The organism is Catenulispora subtropica (assembly GCF_039531675.1).
Taxonomy (GTDB): domain Bacteria; phylum Actinomycetota; class Actinomycetes; order Streptomycetales; family Catenulisporaceae; genus Catenulispora; species Catenulispora subtropica.
Genome location: NZ_BAAAQM010000048.1, coordinates 1 through 15,890, shown reverse-complemented (window position 1 = coordinate 15,890; position 15,890 = coordinate 1). Strand labels below are relative to the sequence as shown.

Annotated in this window: 9 protein-coding genes; 3 read left to right on the top strand and 6 right to left on the bottom strand. The window is 72.4% G+C overall.

Translation table 11 applies throughout. The features are described from left to right. Positions 1-10: 10 nt before the first annotated feature. Both ABD466_RS32370 and ABD466_RS32365 read right to left on the bottom strand, forming a co-directional pair. Positions 11-1,297 carry a RodZ domain-containing protein gene (locus tag ABD466_RS32370; protein ID WP_344661025.1) on the bottom strand — a complete coding sequence of 429 codons (1,287 nt, stop codon included), beginning with the start codon at positions 1,295-1,297 and terminating at the stop codon, positions 11-13. Positions 1,298-1,512: 215 nt separating this feature from the next. Beyond that, positions 1,513-4,185: an FtsK/SpoIIIE family DNA translocase gene (locus tag ABD466_RS32365; RefSeq protein WP_344661024.1), complete on the bottom strand. Its 2,673-nt coding sequence runs from the start codon at positions 4,183-4,185 to the stop codon at positions 1,513-1,515. A 341-nt stretch (positions 4,186-4,526) separates the two neighbouring features. On the opposite strand from ABD466_RS32365, the gene ABD466_RS32360 reads away from it, so the two are divergent. Together ABD466_RS32360 and ABD466_RS32355 are read left to right on the top strand one after the other, a co-directional pair. Then, on the top strand, positions 4,527-4,778 hold the full coding sequence (locus tag ABD466_RS32360; protein ID WP_344661023.1) for a hypothetical protein: 252 nt from the start codon (positions 4,527-4,529) through the stop codon (positions 4,776-4,778). Between the two features lie 179 nt (positions 4,779-4,957). Further along, entirely contained in the window at positions 4,958-5,953 is a 996-nt protein-coding gene (locus ABD466_RS32355) for a DUF5937 family protein (RefSeq protein WP_344661022.1), read from the top strand. Positions 5,954-6,296: 343 nt separating this feature from the next. Here ABD466_RS32355 and ABD466_RS32350 read toward each other — a convergent pair whose 3' ends face one another. The 4 genes from ABD466_RS32350 to ABD466_RS32335 all read right to left on the bottom strand — a co-directional run bounded on the left by ABD466_RS32350 (position 6,297) and on the right by ABD466_RS32335 (position 11,158). Further along, on the bottom strand, positions 6,297-7,982 hold the full coding sequence (locus ABD466_RS32350; protein WP_344661021.1) for a ribonuclease J: 1,686 nt from the start codon (positions 7,980-7,982) through the stop codon (positions 6,297-6,299). A 43-nt stretch (positions 7,983-8,025) separates the two neighbouring features. Next, a complete protein-coding gene (gene dapA / locus ABD466_RS32345; protein ID WP_344661020.1) occupies positions 8,026-8,946 on the bottom strand; it encodes a 4-hydroxy-tetrahydrodipicolinate synthase in 921 nt (306 codons plus the stop codon). 343 nt (positions 8,947-9,289) lie between these two features. Continuing rightward, positions 9,290-10,024: an FAD-dependent thymidylate synthase gene (gene thyX, locus ABD466_RS32340; RefSeq protein WP_344661019.1), complete on the bottom strand. Its 735-nt coding sequence runs from the start codon at positions 10,022-10,024 to the stop codon at positions 9,290-9,292. A gap of 90 nt (positions 10,025-10,114) precedes the next feature. Beyond that, the gene (locus ABD466_RS32335) at positions 10,115-11,158 is read right to left on the bottom strand and encodes an ABC transporter substrate-binding protein (RefSeq protein WP_344661018.1); all 1,044 of its coding nucleotides are present in this window, start codon (positions 11,156-11,158) and stop codon (positions 10,115-10,117) included. A gap of 396 nt (positions 11,159-11,554) precedes the next feature. Between ABD466_RS32335 and ABD466_RS32330 the strand changes: the two genes are divergently transcribed. Next, positions 11,555-15,890 (top strand): sensor histidine kinase (locus tag ABD466_RS32330; RefSeq protein ID WP_344661017.1); only part of this gene is annotated, 4,336 nt, incomplete at its 3' end.

Below are 15,890 nucleotides of genomic sequence, written 5' to 3'. Positions count from 1 at the left end.
GCCGGGCGTCTCAGCCGCTCACGGCCCCGGTCGGGTTCAGCGTCCAGTGCACGACCTGGCCGTCGCCGCCGGCCGAGCCGAGGTCCTTGCCGTTCAGGTTCATGTGCACCGCCGAGGCGTTGCCGAGGGTGACGCCGAGCTGCTTGGCGTCCTTGAAGCTCTGCGTGGTGCCGGCCGGCAGCAGGTTGTCGAACAGCACGCGGCCGTCGTCGCCGGTCACGTTGAGCCAGCTGTCGGCGCCGACCGCGGCGATCCGCACCTCGACGTCCTTCGGCGGCGGCGGGGGCGCCGGGGCCGGCGGGGGCTGGACGGCGGCCGGCTTCGACGGCGGGACCGGCGCGGCGGCCGCTGTGTGCTTGTCACTGTCGCCGCCGACCAGCTGCACGCCGGCGAAGACCACCAGTCCGAGCAACGCCACCAGCATCGCCGCGCTCCAGTTCGCCGACTTGGGCTGGCGCTCGATCTTGCCGGGATTGTTCTTGCGGCTGGGCTGAGGCGGCCGCAGCGGGGCGGAGCCGGAGCCCTGGCCGGCCGCGGTCGTCGCGATGGCGCGGGTCGCCCCTTCGCCGGCCGGGCGGATCACGCGGGTCGGCGCCTTGGCCGCGAAGCGGGCGGCGTTGTCGCGAGCGGCGCTGGTCGGCAGGCCCGCCGAGGCCGGCCGGCTCGCGCTCGAGCCGGCACCCGCACTCCTCGGAGCCGTCTGACCCCCGGCGGCGCCGGAGCCGGCGGGCGACGAGTCCGGTCGCGCGACTATGCGGGACCGGGGCCGCGTCGGCAGCTCCGCCGGCACCACCGGCGGATGCGCCTCGATCAGCGGCTCGGGGTCGACGCCGACACACTTGGCGATCGCCCGCACGTGACCGCGCGCGTAGACGTCGCCGCCGCAGTGGATGAGGTCCCCGGCCTCGATCTCCCGCACCATCCCCGGCCGGATCCGGGTGGCCGCCGCCACCTCGTCGATCGACAGGCCCGCTTTCTGCCGCGCCAGCGCCAGACGGCGCCCGAGGATCTGGGAGTCGGTCAGCCCGGCCGGGTCGATCTGATCGGCCGGATCGCCCGCATCGGCCGGACCCTCCGGGCGGGCGCCCTCCGGTTCCGCACCGGTCGCGGCCGCCGGAACCGCCGCCTTCTCCGCCGCCGGCGAGGACTCCTCGGCGTCGGTGCGCGCCGCAGTCCGCGCACCGCCGCCGGCACCACCGACCTCGTCCCCGGCGAACCGCTCGCCGCGCCGGCCGTCCGCCTCATCGAGCCCGACGCCCGCGCCGTCCCGCTCGTCTTCAGCCCGCTGACCGCCCATGCGACACCGCCTCGATTCACCTCACCCGTAAGCCCGCCGGACCTCCCGCCGCGCACACCCCCGCACTGTCGGCTATGCCCCGGATCGGGGGGATTGAGGCGAGCTGAAGAGTGGATTCGCCCGTATGTCGTATTGATAGGGCGGAGCGGTCGACCCTGATCGATTTATCGACAAAGGGCGTGCGACGCGAGGTGCCGCGCGGGGGGCGTGGGACGCTACGCCCCCGCCTCCGCGCGGATCGAGTCCAACATGCCTTCCAGATCGTCCGGCCGGATCAGCACGTCCCGCGCCTTGGCCCCCTCCGAGGGCCCGACGACGCCGCGGGTCTCCAGCAGGTCCATCAGGCGGCCGGCCTTGGCGAACCCGACGCGCAGCTTGCGCTGCAGCATCGAGGTGGAGCCGAACTGGGTCGAGACGATCAGCTCGGCGGCCTGCAGCAGCAGCTCCAGGTCGTCGCCGATCTCCTCCTCGACCGCCTTCTTCGAGGCGGCCGCGCCGGTCACGTCCTCGCGGTAGCTCGGCTGGAGCTGCTCGGTGCAGAACTTCACCACCGAGGAGATCTCGGCCTCGGACACATAAGCGCCCTGCAGGCGCTGCGCCTTGGAGGCGCCCATCGGCAGGAACAGCGCGTCGCCCTGGCCGACCAGCTTCTCGGCGCCCGGCTGGTCCAGGATGACGCGGGAGTCGGCCAGCGAGGAGGTGGCGAACGCCAGCCGCGAGGGCACGTTGGCCTTGATCAGGCCGGTCACCACGTCCACCGACGGCCGCTGGGTGGCCAGCACCAGGTGGATGCCGGCCGCGCGGGCCAGCTGCGTGATGCGCACGATCGAGTCCTCGACGTCGCGCGGCGCCACCATCATCAGGTCCGCGAGCTCGTCGACGATCACCAGCAGGTACGGGTACGGCTGGTACACCCGCTCCGAGCCGGGCAGCGGCTTGAGCTTGCCGGACCGCACCGCCGCGTTGAAGTCGTCGACGTGCCGGAAGCCGGAGGAGGCCAGGTCGTCGTAGCGCAGGTCCATCTCGCGCACCACCCACTGCAGGGCCTCGGCGGCCTTCTTCGGGTTGGTGATGATCGGGGTGATCAGGTGCGGGACGCCCTCGTAGCTGGTCAGCTCCACCCGCTTGGGGTCCACCAGGATCAGCCGCACCTGCTCCGGGGTGGCCCGCAGCAGGATCGAGACGATCAGGGTGTTGATGCAGGTGGACTTGCCCGCGCCGGTGGCGCCGGCCACCAGCATGTGCGGCATCCGGGTCAGGTTGGCCACGATGTGCCGGCCCTCGACGTCCTTGCCCAGCCCCACCAGCATCGGGTGGGTCTCGCCGGTGGCCTCCACCGAGCGCAGCACGTCGCCGAGCGAGACGTTCTCGCGGTCGGTGTTCGGGATCTCGATGCCGATCGCGGACTTGCCGGGGATCGGCGACAGGATCCGCACGTCCGCCGAGGCCACCGCGTAGGCGATGTTCTTCGACAGCGCGGTGATCCGCTCCACCTTCACCGCCGGGCCCAGCTCGACCTCGTAGCGGGTCACCGTCGGGCCGCGGGTGAAACCGACCACCTTGGCGTCGACGTTGAACTGCTGGAACACCTCGGCCAGCGCGGCCACCACGTTGTCGTTGGCCTTGGACCGGGTCTTCGGCGGCGCCCCGACCCGCAGCATGTCCGGCGGCGGCAGCTTGTACTCGGCGTCGGGGTCGGCGTTGGCGGTGTAGAGCTCCATCGCCGCCTGGACCGCGTCCTTGGGCGAGACCGGGGCCGCCGGCGCCGGTGCCGCCGCCTTCTTCGCCGCCGACTTGCGGCTGCGCGGCACCGCGACCGGGATGGCCACCTGCGTCCCGTCGTCGACCGGCACGGACTCCGGCGGCGCGTCGGCCCCCGCGGCCTCGTCCAGCATCGGGATGAAGATGGTCGGCTCGTTCTCGACGGCCTTCTGCAGCCGCCTGTTCCGCGCGGTGTTGTCCGACGGGTCGTCCTCGTCGCCGAGTATCCCGTACGGGTCGTCGGTCTCCTCGGCGAGCGCGTCCGGCTCCTCCCGGTCGCCGAAGATCATCCAGTGCAGGAACCCGCCCGCGTGCCCGCGTCCGGCCCGGATCCGCTCCGGGATCCGGTAGACCGGCGTCGCGGTGATCACCAGCACGCCGAACAGCAGCAGCAGCACCAGCAGCGGCACCGCCACGAACGCGGACACGGTCTGCACCAGCGGCGCCGAGACGGCGTACCCGACCCAGCCGCCCGCGTTGCGCATCGCGGTGGCGCCGTCGGAGGGGTGCGGCAGGTGGCCGGAGATGTGGATGAGGCCGACCGCGGCGACCGTGAAGGCGCTCCAGCCGATCGACATGCGGTTGGTGTCGGCGGCCTCCTCGGGCCGCCGGATGACGCGCACCGCCAGGCCGAAGACCAGCAGCGGCGTGAACGCCCCCACGCGGCCGAAGGCGCCGGCCACCAGCGAGACGATCGCCTGCGGCACCGCGCCGGGGAACCCGTGCCACAGCGCCGCGGCCATGACTATCCCGAGCCCGATCAGCGCGAACCCGACGCCGTCCCGGCGGTGGTCCGGGTGCAGCGACTTGGCTCCCCGGCCGGCGCGCTCGGCGCCGCGCACGGTGGCCCGGCGCGACCCGGAGGCCAGCTTGCCGATGCCCTTCTCCAGCGGACCCGGGGTGCGGGCCCCCCGCGAGCGCGGGTTCTTCGCGGCGGGCTTGCCCCCGGAACCCCCGGAAGCGGACCCCGAGCCGGAGGACGACGACGGGGCCGCGGCCTTGCCACGCCCCTTCCTGGCGGCGCCCCCGGAACCGCCGGACCCCGCCGAGCCGCCCGAGCCGCCGGCTTTGGACGCGGATGTGGCTGCCGTTGCCTTGCTGTTCTTGGAGGGCGTACGGGTGGCCATGATGACCAGGCTACCGGTGATGTCCCATCGGTACCGCCCGCCACACGCAAGTCACCCCCCGAGCGGGACGCCCGGGGCGATTCCCGTCCTGAGCGCCATTCAGGCTAAAGTAGTGCGGTCGGCCCCGTGTCCGTGTGGCGTACACGCGTGTACTCCCCCAGTCCACGAGGGTCGATCCCAATGGCTGTACCAATCAAGCAGGTTCGTCCGCGCCCGACGAGGGCGCGCCGGGGCTATCGAGGAGGGCCGTCGTGGCCGGTGCCAAGAAGGAAAGCAAGACAGCGCGCGCATCCGTGCGTGCCGGTGCCGGTGGTGCCGGCGGCGGGCGTGTCTTCGGTGACATGAAGCGGTTCACGCCGCTGGGCGGTGGCTTCTGCTACTTCGCCAACAGCGACGGCAAGAACCTGCACCTGAAGGTGGACTCCGAGGAGCTGTTCGGCATCCTCTCCGCCATCGAGGGCGCGGACCGCACGAAGATCGACGCCGAGGTGGCCGAGCTGGCCGCCAAGTTCGGTGAGAAGGTCCCGGCCTGGAAGGCGCTCTCGGAGAAGCTGACCGCCGGCGCCGGCGAGCTCGCCGAGGCCGCCGCCTGAGCCCAGCCCGGCTCGCGCTGATCGACGTACCGCAGGCCCCCGACCCGACCGGGTCAGGGGCCTGCGGCGTATCATGCGAAACCGCGACAGTTCGCGGCGGGCACCGGAGCCAGGGTCCTGCCACACATGCCCCGGGCCGGACCAGGCGGGCCGGCTGAGCTTCCAGGCGGGGGTGAGACGTGGTCGGCATACCGATGAGCGGCGCCGACATGGGCCGCATCGCCTTCGAGACCTCGCCGCTGCTGAACCTGATCCGCGGGCTCGACCCGCTGGGCTCGACCCGGCCCGTCCCGGCCGCGCACCGGCGCTGGCTGGCCGACGTGCGGCGGCAGATCCCCGAACGCTCCCGCCCGGTGGTCGAGTTGTTGAGCGCGATCCCGAACTACGCGCCGGCCTTCCTGATCCCGGACGTCCCGGCCGGCGGCCGCACCCACCGCACGGTGCAGGAGGAGCTGGACGCGCTGCGCGCCGTCCGCGACGCCGACCTGGTCCAGGACTTCCAGATCTTCGACACCTGGGAGCGCCGTCCCTCCCGGGTCTACGACGCCCTGCGGGACCGCGGCGAGCGGCTGATCCCGCTGCTCACCGACGCCATGCACGCGCTTTACCGGGCCTGCGTGGCCGACGACTGGCCGGACATCCGCCGCACGCTCGACGCCGACATCGGCCGCCGGGCCCGGCAGATGGCCGCGGCCGGCCCCGGCGCGATGCTGAACGACCTGCACCCGAAGCTGAGCTGGGAGCCGGACCAGCTGTCGCTGGCGCTGTCGAAGGTCCCGGACTGGCAGTACGACCTGCGCGGTGAGGGCCTGACCTTCACCCCCTCGGTGTTCGGGCAGTACGTCGGGCTGCTGATCGTGCCGGGCCGGCGCTCGGTGATGGCCTACCCGGTCTCAGAGCTGGATGCGGCCGAGACACTGGAGGGCACGGACGCCGCCGGGGACGGCCTGGCCTCGCTCATCGGCCGGGCCCGCGCGGCGGCGCTGCGCGCCATCGGCGACGACCCCACCACCGGCGAGCTCGCCACGCGCCTGGGGGTGAAGGCGCCGACGGCGTCGGCGCACGCCGCGGCGCTGCGCACCGCCGGCCTCATCGTGACCGAGCGCACGGGCCGCAGCGTGCGGCACCGGCTCACCGGGCTGGGCGCGGAGCTCCTGGCGGCGAACCGCCACTAGCCAGCCGGCCCCGAACCGCCACTAGTTAGCCGGCCTCATACCTGCACGAGGGGCGGGGACGTGCCTGGCCGGGCGCCTCGTCATCCGCCGGCAAGCGGATGGACTCGGGCCCGGCCACCCCCGATCGCCCCCGTCCCCCGTGCTGTTCCCCCGTCCCCCTTCGAACCCCTCCCGGACCCCCCGTAGGTGCCATCGCTGGGTTCCCCCGGTCGAAGCGGCGGCTCCGCCCCACGAAGGCCGTCGCTCTTCCGTCATCCATTACAGCCGGGGCACACGCCGCGGGCCATCCTTTCGATGGAGCACCGAAAGGATGGCCCGTAGGGGTATCGCCCGATCAGCCGGATCAGACCTCGACGACCACCGGCAGGATCATCGGCCGGCGCCGCGTGGTGTTGGACACCCAGCGGCCCACCGCCCGCCGCACCAGCTGCTGCAGCTGGTGCGTGTCGCCGATGCCCTCGGCCGCCGCGGCGGCCAGGGCGTCCACGATCAGCGGCTTGGCCTGCTCCAGGGTCTGGTCGTCCAGCCCGAAGCCGCGCGCGGTGATCACCGGGCCGGTGACGATGCTCCCGGTGTCGGCCGAGACCGCCACGAACACCGACACGAAGCCCTCCTCGCCGAGGATCCGCCGGTCCTTCAGCGAGGCCTCGGTCACCGAGCCCACCGAGGTGCCGTCCACGTACACGTAGCCGGCCTCGACCTTGCCGGTGATCCGCGCGACGCCGTCGACCAGGTCCACGGTGACGCCGTCCTCGGCGATCACCACCCGGTCGGCCGGGACGCCGGTCTTCATCGCCAGGTCGGCCGCGGCGCGCAGGTGCCGCCACTCGCCGTGCACCGGCATGAAGTTGCGCGGCTTGGCCAGGTTGAAGAAGTACAGCAGCTCGCCGGCCGCGGCGTGCCCGGAGACGTGCACCATGGCGTTGCCCTTGTGCACCACCGTGGCGCCCCAGCGGGTCAGCCCGTTGATCACCCGGTTCACCGCGTTCTCGTTCCCCGGGATCAGCGAGGAGGCCAGGATGACGGTGTCGTCGCCGGTGATCCGCACCTGGTGGTCGCGGTTCGCCATGCGGGACAGCGCGGCCATCGGCTCGCCCTGCGACCCGGTGCACATCAGCACCACCCGGTCGTCCGGCAGGTCGTCGATCTCCTTGAGATCGATGATCAGGTCCGCCGGCACCTTCAGGTAGCCCAGGTCCCGGGCCACCGCCATGTTGCGGACCATGGACCGGCCGACCAGCGCGACCTTGCGGCCGTGCGCGGCGGCGACGTCGCACACCTGCTGCACCCGGTGCACGTGCGAGGCGAAGGAGGCCACGATGATCCGGCCCTTCGCGCGCCCGAACACCCGGTCCAGGACCGGGGTGATCTCCCGCTCCGAGGTGACGAAGCCCGGCACCTCGGCGTTGGTGGAGTCGGACAGCAGCAGGTCGATGCCGGACTTGCCGAGCTCGGCGATGGTCGCCAGGTCGGTCAGCCGGTTGTCCAGCGGCAGCTGGTCCATCTTGAAGTCGCCGGTGTGGAACACGGTGCCGGCCGGCGTCGTGATCGCCACCGCCATGGCGTCCGGGATGGAGTGGTTCACCGCGACGAAGCGGCAGGCGAACGGGCCGATCTGCTCCACGTCGCCCTCGGCGACCTGCAGCGAGTAGGGCCGGATCCGGTGCTCGGCCAGTTTGGCCTCGACCAGCGCCAGGGTCAGCTTGCTGCCGATCAGCGGGATGTCGCCGGACTCCTTGAGCAGGTACGGCACCCCGCCGATGTGGTCCTCGTGGGCGTGCGTCAGCACCACGCCGACCACGTCGTCCAGGCGGTCCCGGATCGAGCTGAAGTCGGGCAGGATCAGGTCCACGCCCGGCTGGGCCTCCTCCGGGAAGAGGACGCCGCAGTCGACGATGAGCAGTTTGCCGCCGTACTCGAAGACGGTCATGTTGCGACCGATCTCTCCGAGGCCGCCGAGCGGGGTCACGCGCAGCGCGCCCCGCGGCAGCGGCGGGGGTCCGGAGAGTTCCGGATGCGGATGGCTCATGCAGTTTTCCTTTGTGTTCCGCGGACCGCTGGTCCGCTCCTTGCTAAATCTTCACGCCGCCTGCGGCGAGATACGTCTTGAGCTCGGCTTCCTGCTCGCTGGTCGCGTCGACCAGGGGCAGCCGCACCGGGCCGCCGGGAAGTCCCAGCATGTTCATTGCCGCCTTGAGGGAGATCACACCTGGGAGCAGGGTCACACCGGCGTGGACCGGCAGCAGCTCCTGGTGCAGGCGGGCGGCCTCGGCCACCTCGCCGGCCAGGTAGGCGGCGATCATGGCGCGGATCCGCGGCGTCGCGACGTGGGAGGACATGCTCACCACGCCGACCCCGCCGACCGCCAGCCACGGCAGCGTGAGCGGGTCGTCCCCTGAATAGTAGGCCAGATCCGTGTTCGCGATGACGGTGGCTCCGGCCACCAGGTCGCCCTTGGCGTCCTTCACCGCGACCACCCGCGGGTGCTGCGCCAGCCGCATCAGCGTGGCGACCTCGATCGGGATGCCGGAGCGGTGCGGGATGTCGTAGAGCATCACCGGCAGGGCCGTGGCGTCGGCGACCGCGGTGAAGTGCCGGAACAGGCCCTCCTGCGTGGGCTTGTTGTAGTACGGGGTGACGACCAGCAGCCCGTCCGCCCCAGCGGCCTCGGCCCGCCGGGCCAGTTCCAGGGTGTGCGCCGTGTTGTTGGTGCCGACCCCGGCGATCACCTTCGCCCGGTCCCCGACCTCGGCGATCACGGCGGCCAGCAGATCGGCCTGCTCGGTGTCGGAGGTGGTGGGCGACTCGCCGGTGGTCCCGGAGATCACCAGTCCGTCGTTCCCGGCGTCGACCAGGTGCGCGGCCAGGGCTCGCGCCCCCTCCAGATCCAGGGAGCCGTCCGCCCGGAAGGGGGTGACCATCGCGGTGATCATCCGGCCGAACGGTGCGCCTGCGGTCCAGGCGGCGGAGTCTGTGGTGGGGGTCTGGGCCATGGCTCCAAAGGTACCGGCCCGTACCGGTGATCGAATATCTGACGCTGCTTACACGAATCGAACAGCCCAGCTGAATGGCCCGCCCGTCTCCCACCACCACCCGTTGAGGAGACGCTACGCGTCGCAGCATTGGCCCGCCCGTCTCCCACCACCACCCGTTGAGGAGACGCTACGCGTCGCAGTATTGGATGGACCCCGTCTCCACCGCTCGGGGGTCCGGTGGGGACGGGGTCCGCCGTGACTAACAGAGGCCGGGGACACGCGTTACGGGTCGAGCGGGGAGCCGCGGTCGTTTTTCACTCTTTAGGACTACCCAGTGCAACCATTCCGTGACTCGGGCAGTCTACGGCGCGACGCGGCCGTTCCCCTGCCACGCCGCGTAGGTCAGCGGCATCAGCTCGGCCAGGTGGGCTTCCATCTTCTCGGCCACCATCTCGATCTCCCGCTGCGGGAACGAGGGGAAGGTCGCGTCCTCGTGCTTGGTGCGCAGCGACAGGAAATGCATCAGCGCGCGGGCGTTGCACGTGGCGTACATGGAGGAGTAGATGCCCACCGGGAGGACAGTCCTGGCGACCTCGCGGGCCACGCCGGCGTCGAGCATCTCCAGGTAGGCCGCGTAGGACGCCTCGCAGGAGCGGCGGACCGTCTCGTCGACGATCTTGTGCTGCTCGTCGGTGCCCGGGACGAACACGTACTTGCCGGGCTTGCCCTCCTGCACCAGCTTGCGCTCGGGGCCCGGTACGTAGAACACCGGCTCCAGCTTGCGGTACCGGCCGCTCTCCTCGTTGTAGGACCAGACCCGGTGCCGCATGAACTCGCGGAAGACGAAGATCGGCGCGGAGACCAGGAAGGTCATCGTCGAGTGCTCGAACGGCGAGCCGTGCCGGTCGCGCATGAGGAAGTTGATGAAACCGGCGGAACGGGCCTCGTCCTGGCCGGTGGCCGTGTCATCAAGTGACTGCTCGCCCTTGGTCGACACCCGGGCCGCCCACAGGACGTCGTTGTCGGACGCCGAGGCCTTCACCAACTCCACGGTCACGTCCGAGCGGAACCGCACACTCTCCGTCGCATCACTCACCGCTCCAGCCTATCGGCCCGGCGCGGCACGTCAGGGTGACCGGACCGACGCGGACCGTGCCGCCCCGCGCCGCCCCGTGCCGCGGCCGTGTCAGCCCTGCCCGCGCAGCGCGTCCGGCGGCATCATCGTGTCGATGTTGAAGAACGACGCCAGGTTCAGGTCCTGCATCAGGGTCAGCACCCGGGTCACCCGGTCGACGCTCACCGTGGTGGGGAAGGTGCCGAAGGAGATCGACGCGCTCACCGTGGCCGTGGCGATGGTGCCGTAGTGCGCCTGCAGTTCCGCCATCGCCGCGGCCCGCTGACTGGTCACGGTCTTGGCCTGGTTCAGCGCGGTGGTGAAGGCCTTGAACAGGTTGGTGTCGGAGACCGCGAAGTCCTGCTTGGCGAAGTAGCCGCCCATCGGCATGGCCTGGGTCGAGCCGCGGGTCAGGTCCAGCAGCTTGACGACCTTGTCGGTGGTGCTCGTCGAGCTGAAGTAGGGCTCGGGCAGCACCGCGGCCACGTTCGCGTCCAGGACGCCGGTCAGCTTCTCGCCGATGGCGCCGACCGCCATCGTCTTCAGGTGTGCCTGCGCCTCGGTGCCCGAGTCGTCGATCTTGAGCTTCATGCTGTTGGCGATGTCCGGCAGCCGGGTCATCAGCATGACCGTCGGAACGGTGAAGTCGGTGGACGGGTCGCCGGTGCCGGCCATCGGCACCAGGAAGCCCTGCGAGGCCTTGAACACCGTGCGGACCTGGTCTTCGCTGCGGGTGTTGGTGGGCTTGCTCAACAGCTCCACACTGCCGTCGCCGGCGTTGTAGCCCTCGGCCACCAGTTGCAGGCGGTAGTTGCCCTTGGACTGGGCCAGGATCGCGTGCGCGTAGTCGTCGTAGACCAGGTCGACCTTGCCGTCGCCCAGAGCCTTGAGGGTGTCCTGGTACGAGGCGTAGCTGTCGTCGACGGTGACGTCGATGCCCTGGTCCTTGAAGTAGCCCTTGTCGACGCCGGTAAAGATCGGCAGCGCGCCCAGTTCGCCCTTGGGCATGCCGATCCGCAAATGGGTCTGCTCCAGCGGGCCGTGGCCCGCGCCGCCGGCCGCCGCGCCGGCCGCCGACGACTTTCCGTTGCACGCGGCGGCACCCAGCGTGGCCACGGCGAGGACGGCGCTCAGGAGGAGCGCCGACGTCCGCCGCGAACGCGCTCCTAGGTTGGCTGTTCGCACTGCGCTGCCCCCTGCAAAGGTTTCTGACGACTCCGGTCGGCGCATCGTAATACATGGGCGCGCGGACCCCCCACGGTGCCATTGAGATCCTCTAGCACACGTGGACGATTGAGGATACGCACATGCGGGGAGGCGTTGACCGCTTTATCCCGCTTTATGAACGCGAACCGCCCGGAGGCTCACCCCCGCCCTTGGCTGCGCTCGCTTCTCTGTGCTGGAATGCGTTGCTTGAAACCTAGAGACCGCGAGGCCACCGCTGCGCCCCATCCGCCCGCAGACGAGGCCCGGTCGCAAAGAAAGCTGTGAGGGCCAGTGCAGACACGACCCGTGACCCCGCGCCGTCCGCCGGCTCCTTTCCCGGAGCGCGGCGTCGACGGGCCGCCGCCGGGCGGATCGATATCCGACGCGGCCGCCGGCCGCTCCCTACCCCGAGGGCCCCGGGACTCGGTACTGCCGGGGCAGCGTCCCATCCCCACCTCCGACCCGCAGGGCGAGGGCCAGATCCCGCCGCCGCCCCCGCCGCCGGCCGGCCAGGCCAACCGCTTCTCCCCCAAGAACTGGCGCGTCCGCACCCGGCTCGTGGTGCTGGTCATCGTGCCGCTGGTGGCCACCATCGTCGGCGCCGCGGCCCGGATCGTGCAGCAGGTCGGCAACGTGCAGACCTACGACCACGCCAAGACCATGGCCGCGGCCGAGGCCCCGCTGTCGAACCTGATCGACGCCCTGCACAACGAGCGCGACACCTCGGTCGAGATGATCGCCTTCCGGAACCAGAAGACCCCGGACCAGGCCACCCTGGCCAACCTCAGCCGCGGCGCGGACCAGTTGACGCACACCACCGACCGGGCGTCGGCCGCCATGGACCCGGTGCTGGCCAAGATCGACGGCTCCTACCCCAAGGACACCCTGGCCGCGATCGCCGACGCCGAGGCGAACATGACCGGTCTGCAGGCCCTGCGCGGCGCGGTCAGCAGCTCCTCCGACCCGCAGCGGGTGTTCGACCAGTACAACAAGCTGCTGGACAGCGTCGACTCGCTGTACCAGTTCGTCGCCGCCGACGCCGGCGACCAGCAGCTGATCAACGACGCCCGGGCGCTGAACGACCTGGCGAAGATGACCGAGTCCACCTCGCGCCAGCGCGGGTTCCTCACCGTGCTGGCGGTGAGCTTCGACCCCAACACGGCCAAGGACAACAGCGCCAAGCTGCAGGGCACGATCTCGGACCTGGCCTCCACCCGGGCCGAGTTCAAGACGATCGCCGCGCCGAACATGCAGCAGATGCTCAGCGACACCGTGGACGTCGGCGACTCCTACACCGGCGCCAACCAGTACCTCACCGCCATCGGCGACGAGCTGGCCGACGGCACCGCGGGCAGCGGCGCCCAGCTGATCCCGGGCACCGTCTACACCCAGTACGACGCGCTGCTGAACAAGTACCAGAAGGTGCGCGCCGCCCAGGCCGACATCCTGGTGAAGCGGGCCAACCAGCTCGCCGACGGCGCCCGCAACACCATGTACCTCAACATCGGCGTCATCATCGGCGTGCTGCTCGTGGTGTCCATCGCCACCGCGCTGATCGCGCGCTCGCTGGTGCGTCCGCTGCGGGTGCTGCAGAACACCGCCCTGGAGATCGCCGGCAACCGGCTCCCGGAGATGGTCCGCCGCCTGCGCGACGCCGACGGCTCCGAGGTCATCGAGCCGATCAACCCGATCGCCCTGTCCAGCACCGACGAGGTGGGCCAGGTGGCCCGCGCGTTCGACGAGGTGCACCGCGAGGCGGTCCGGCTGGCGACCGAGCAGGCCATGCTGCGGAACAACGTCAACGCGATGTTCACCAACCTCTCGCGCCGCTCGCAGTCGCTGGTGCAGCGCCAGCTGCGGCTGATCGACGAACTGGAGAACGCCGAGCAGGACCCGGACCAGCTGGCCTCGCTGTTCAAGCTGGACCACCTCGCGACCCGTATGCGCCGCAACGGTGAGAACCTGCTGGTGCTCGCGGGCGAGGAGCCCGGCCGCCGGTGGTCGCAGCCGGTCCCGCTGATCGACGTGCTGCGCGCCGCGGCCTCCGAGGTGGAGCAGTACGAGCGGGTGACGCTGCGGGACCTGCCGACCGTCGAGGTCGCCGGCCGCGCCGTGAACGACGTCGTGCACCTCGTCGCCGAGCTGCTGGAGAACGCGACGTCGTTCTCCGCGCCGGAGACCAAGGTCTCGGTCACCGGCAACCTGCTGAACACCGGCGGTGTGATGCTGGAGATCGAGGACTCCGGCATCGGCATGACGCCGGAGGAACTGGACGACGCCAACGAGCGGCTGGCCAACCCGCCGGTGGTGGACGTCGCGATCTCCCGCCGCATGGGTCTGTTCGTGGTCGGGCGGCTGGCCACCCGGCACGGCATCCAGGTCCGGCTGCGCCGCTCGGCCACCGGCGGCATCACCGCGCTGGTGCTGGTGCCGGCCGCGCTGCTGGCCGGCAACCTGGCCGACACCCCGGCCCTGGGCCGCAACGCGCTGGGCGAGCTGACCGGGGACACCGGGCAGCAGCCGGCGGTGACCGCGACCGGCCTGCCGCGGCGCCCGGGCGGCGCGGTCCGCGCCGACCAGCGGGAACTGCCCGGCGGGTCGCGGGACCAGCCGCAGGGCCCGTTCGGCGGGGAGCGGATCCCGGCCGCGGACGCCCCCGGCGCGCTGCCGGGGATGCCGGTGGGCAACTTCGGCGACCGGAACGACGGCTGGGACGACGTGAACCCGGCCGAGCCGCCGTACCGCGGCTCCGGTGCCACCCCGCCGGAGCTGGCCGACCTGCTGGCCGAGACCGAGGCGATGTCCGGCGGCGTGGTCCCGGTCATCCGCGAGGGCGACCCGGGCGACCCGGGCAGCAGCGGCGCCTTCGAGCGCCCCTCGTTCGCGGTGCCGGAGCCGGAGCTGGACAGCCGGCTGGCCGAGGCCCTGGACAACTCCGCGACGTACGACTTCCGGCCCGGCGCCGGGAACCGGCCGCAGCCGGCCCCGAACCCGTCGGAGAACACCGGCCAGTTCCGGATCAGCGCCGCCGGCGCCGACGACATGCGGCTGAACTTCAACGTCGGCAACGCCCCGACGCCGCCGGTCCCGCCGCCCCCGGCCCCGCCGGCCGGCGGCCTGAACCTCAGCTCCAGCTTCGACGACCTGCTGCCGGACATCCCGGAGATGGAACAGACCGGGGAGTTCGCGGCCTACCGCGAGAGCCTGGAGCAGCCCGACGACCTGCTCATGCCGCCGCCCGGCGCCCCGAGCTTCGGTCCCGGCCCGAATCCGGCCGGGGCACCGGCCGGCGGGTTCAGCACCGGCCCGGACCCGCTGGCCGGCAGCGGTCTGAACAACGACCTCGGCGCCGAGCTGGCGGCGGGCAACCCGTTCACCGCGCCCGGCGAAGTGCAGATGACACCGTTCGGCGGGCACCGGGACGCCGGCTTCGGGACTCCGGCTCCGGCGGGGTCCCCGACCGGCGAGTTCCCGGCGCCGGGCGCTCCGGGTGCTCCGAGTGCTCCGACCGGCGGCGACGCGCCGTCGTTCGGCCGGCGCCCCGAGGCCGCGAACCCGTTCACGGCTCCGACGAACCCGCCGAACCCGGCCGCCCCGACCGGGGACGCTCCGTCCTTCGGCCGGAACCCGGCCGCCGAGGCGCCGTCGTTCAACCCCGCGAACCCGTTCGCGCCCGGCGCCCCGCCGAGCGACGCGATGTCCACGGGCGGCTTCCACCCCGGCGACGCGGCTCCGGCCAACCCGTTCGCGGCACCCGGCGCTCCGGCCGCTCCGACCGGCGAGCCGCTGTCGAACTCCGGCTCCGGCTTCAGCACCCCGCTGAGCGACGCCGCGGCCAACCCCTACGCGACCCCCGGCGCTCCCGCCGGCGACGCGAGGGGCGAGTTCGCTCCCCCGACGGGCGACCCGCTGTCGAACTCCGGGTCCGGCTTCAGCACTCCGCTCGGCGCGCCCGGCGCTCCGGTCGGCGACCCGCTGTCGAACTCCGGCTCCGGCTTCAGCACCCCGCTGAGCGACGCCGCCGCGAATCCGTACGCGGCACCCGCCGACCCGCTGGCCGACTCCGGCTCCGGCTTCACCGCCCCGCTCGCCGACCCGGCCCCCGCCAACCCGTTCGCGGACCCGGCCGAGGGCTTCGCGCCGCCCACCGGCGAGCCGCTCGCCGGCCCGGCGTTCGGCGCTCCGGCGAGCTCCGGCGCCGACCTCGCCGCCGAGTTCGCGGCCGACCCGCTCAACGCCCCGATCGAAGCCGTCCCGATGGACTCCGGCGTCCACGACACCGCCATCTTCAACGCGATCGAGTCCGAGTGGTTCCGGGTGCGCGCGCAGGGTCCCTCGGCCCCGCAGAGTGCCCTGGAGGCCGGCGCGATCCCGGTCGAGCCGGTGCGGCCGGTCGTGCCCGGCCCGCGCCTGGAGGCGGCTCCCACGGCCGCTGCGACGCCCGTGGCGCCGGCCCCGCCGGTGTCCCCGGTCGTCCCGCCCGGGTCTCCGGTCATCCCGCCGACGTCCCCCCTGCCCCCCATGTCCCCGGTGCCGCCGGTGGCCGAACCGGAGTCCGTGGTACCGCCGGCCGCGCCCGTGACGACCCCGGCCGCCCCGGCCGCCCCGAGCGCCCCCACTCCGCCGCTCGGCGAGCCGGCGG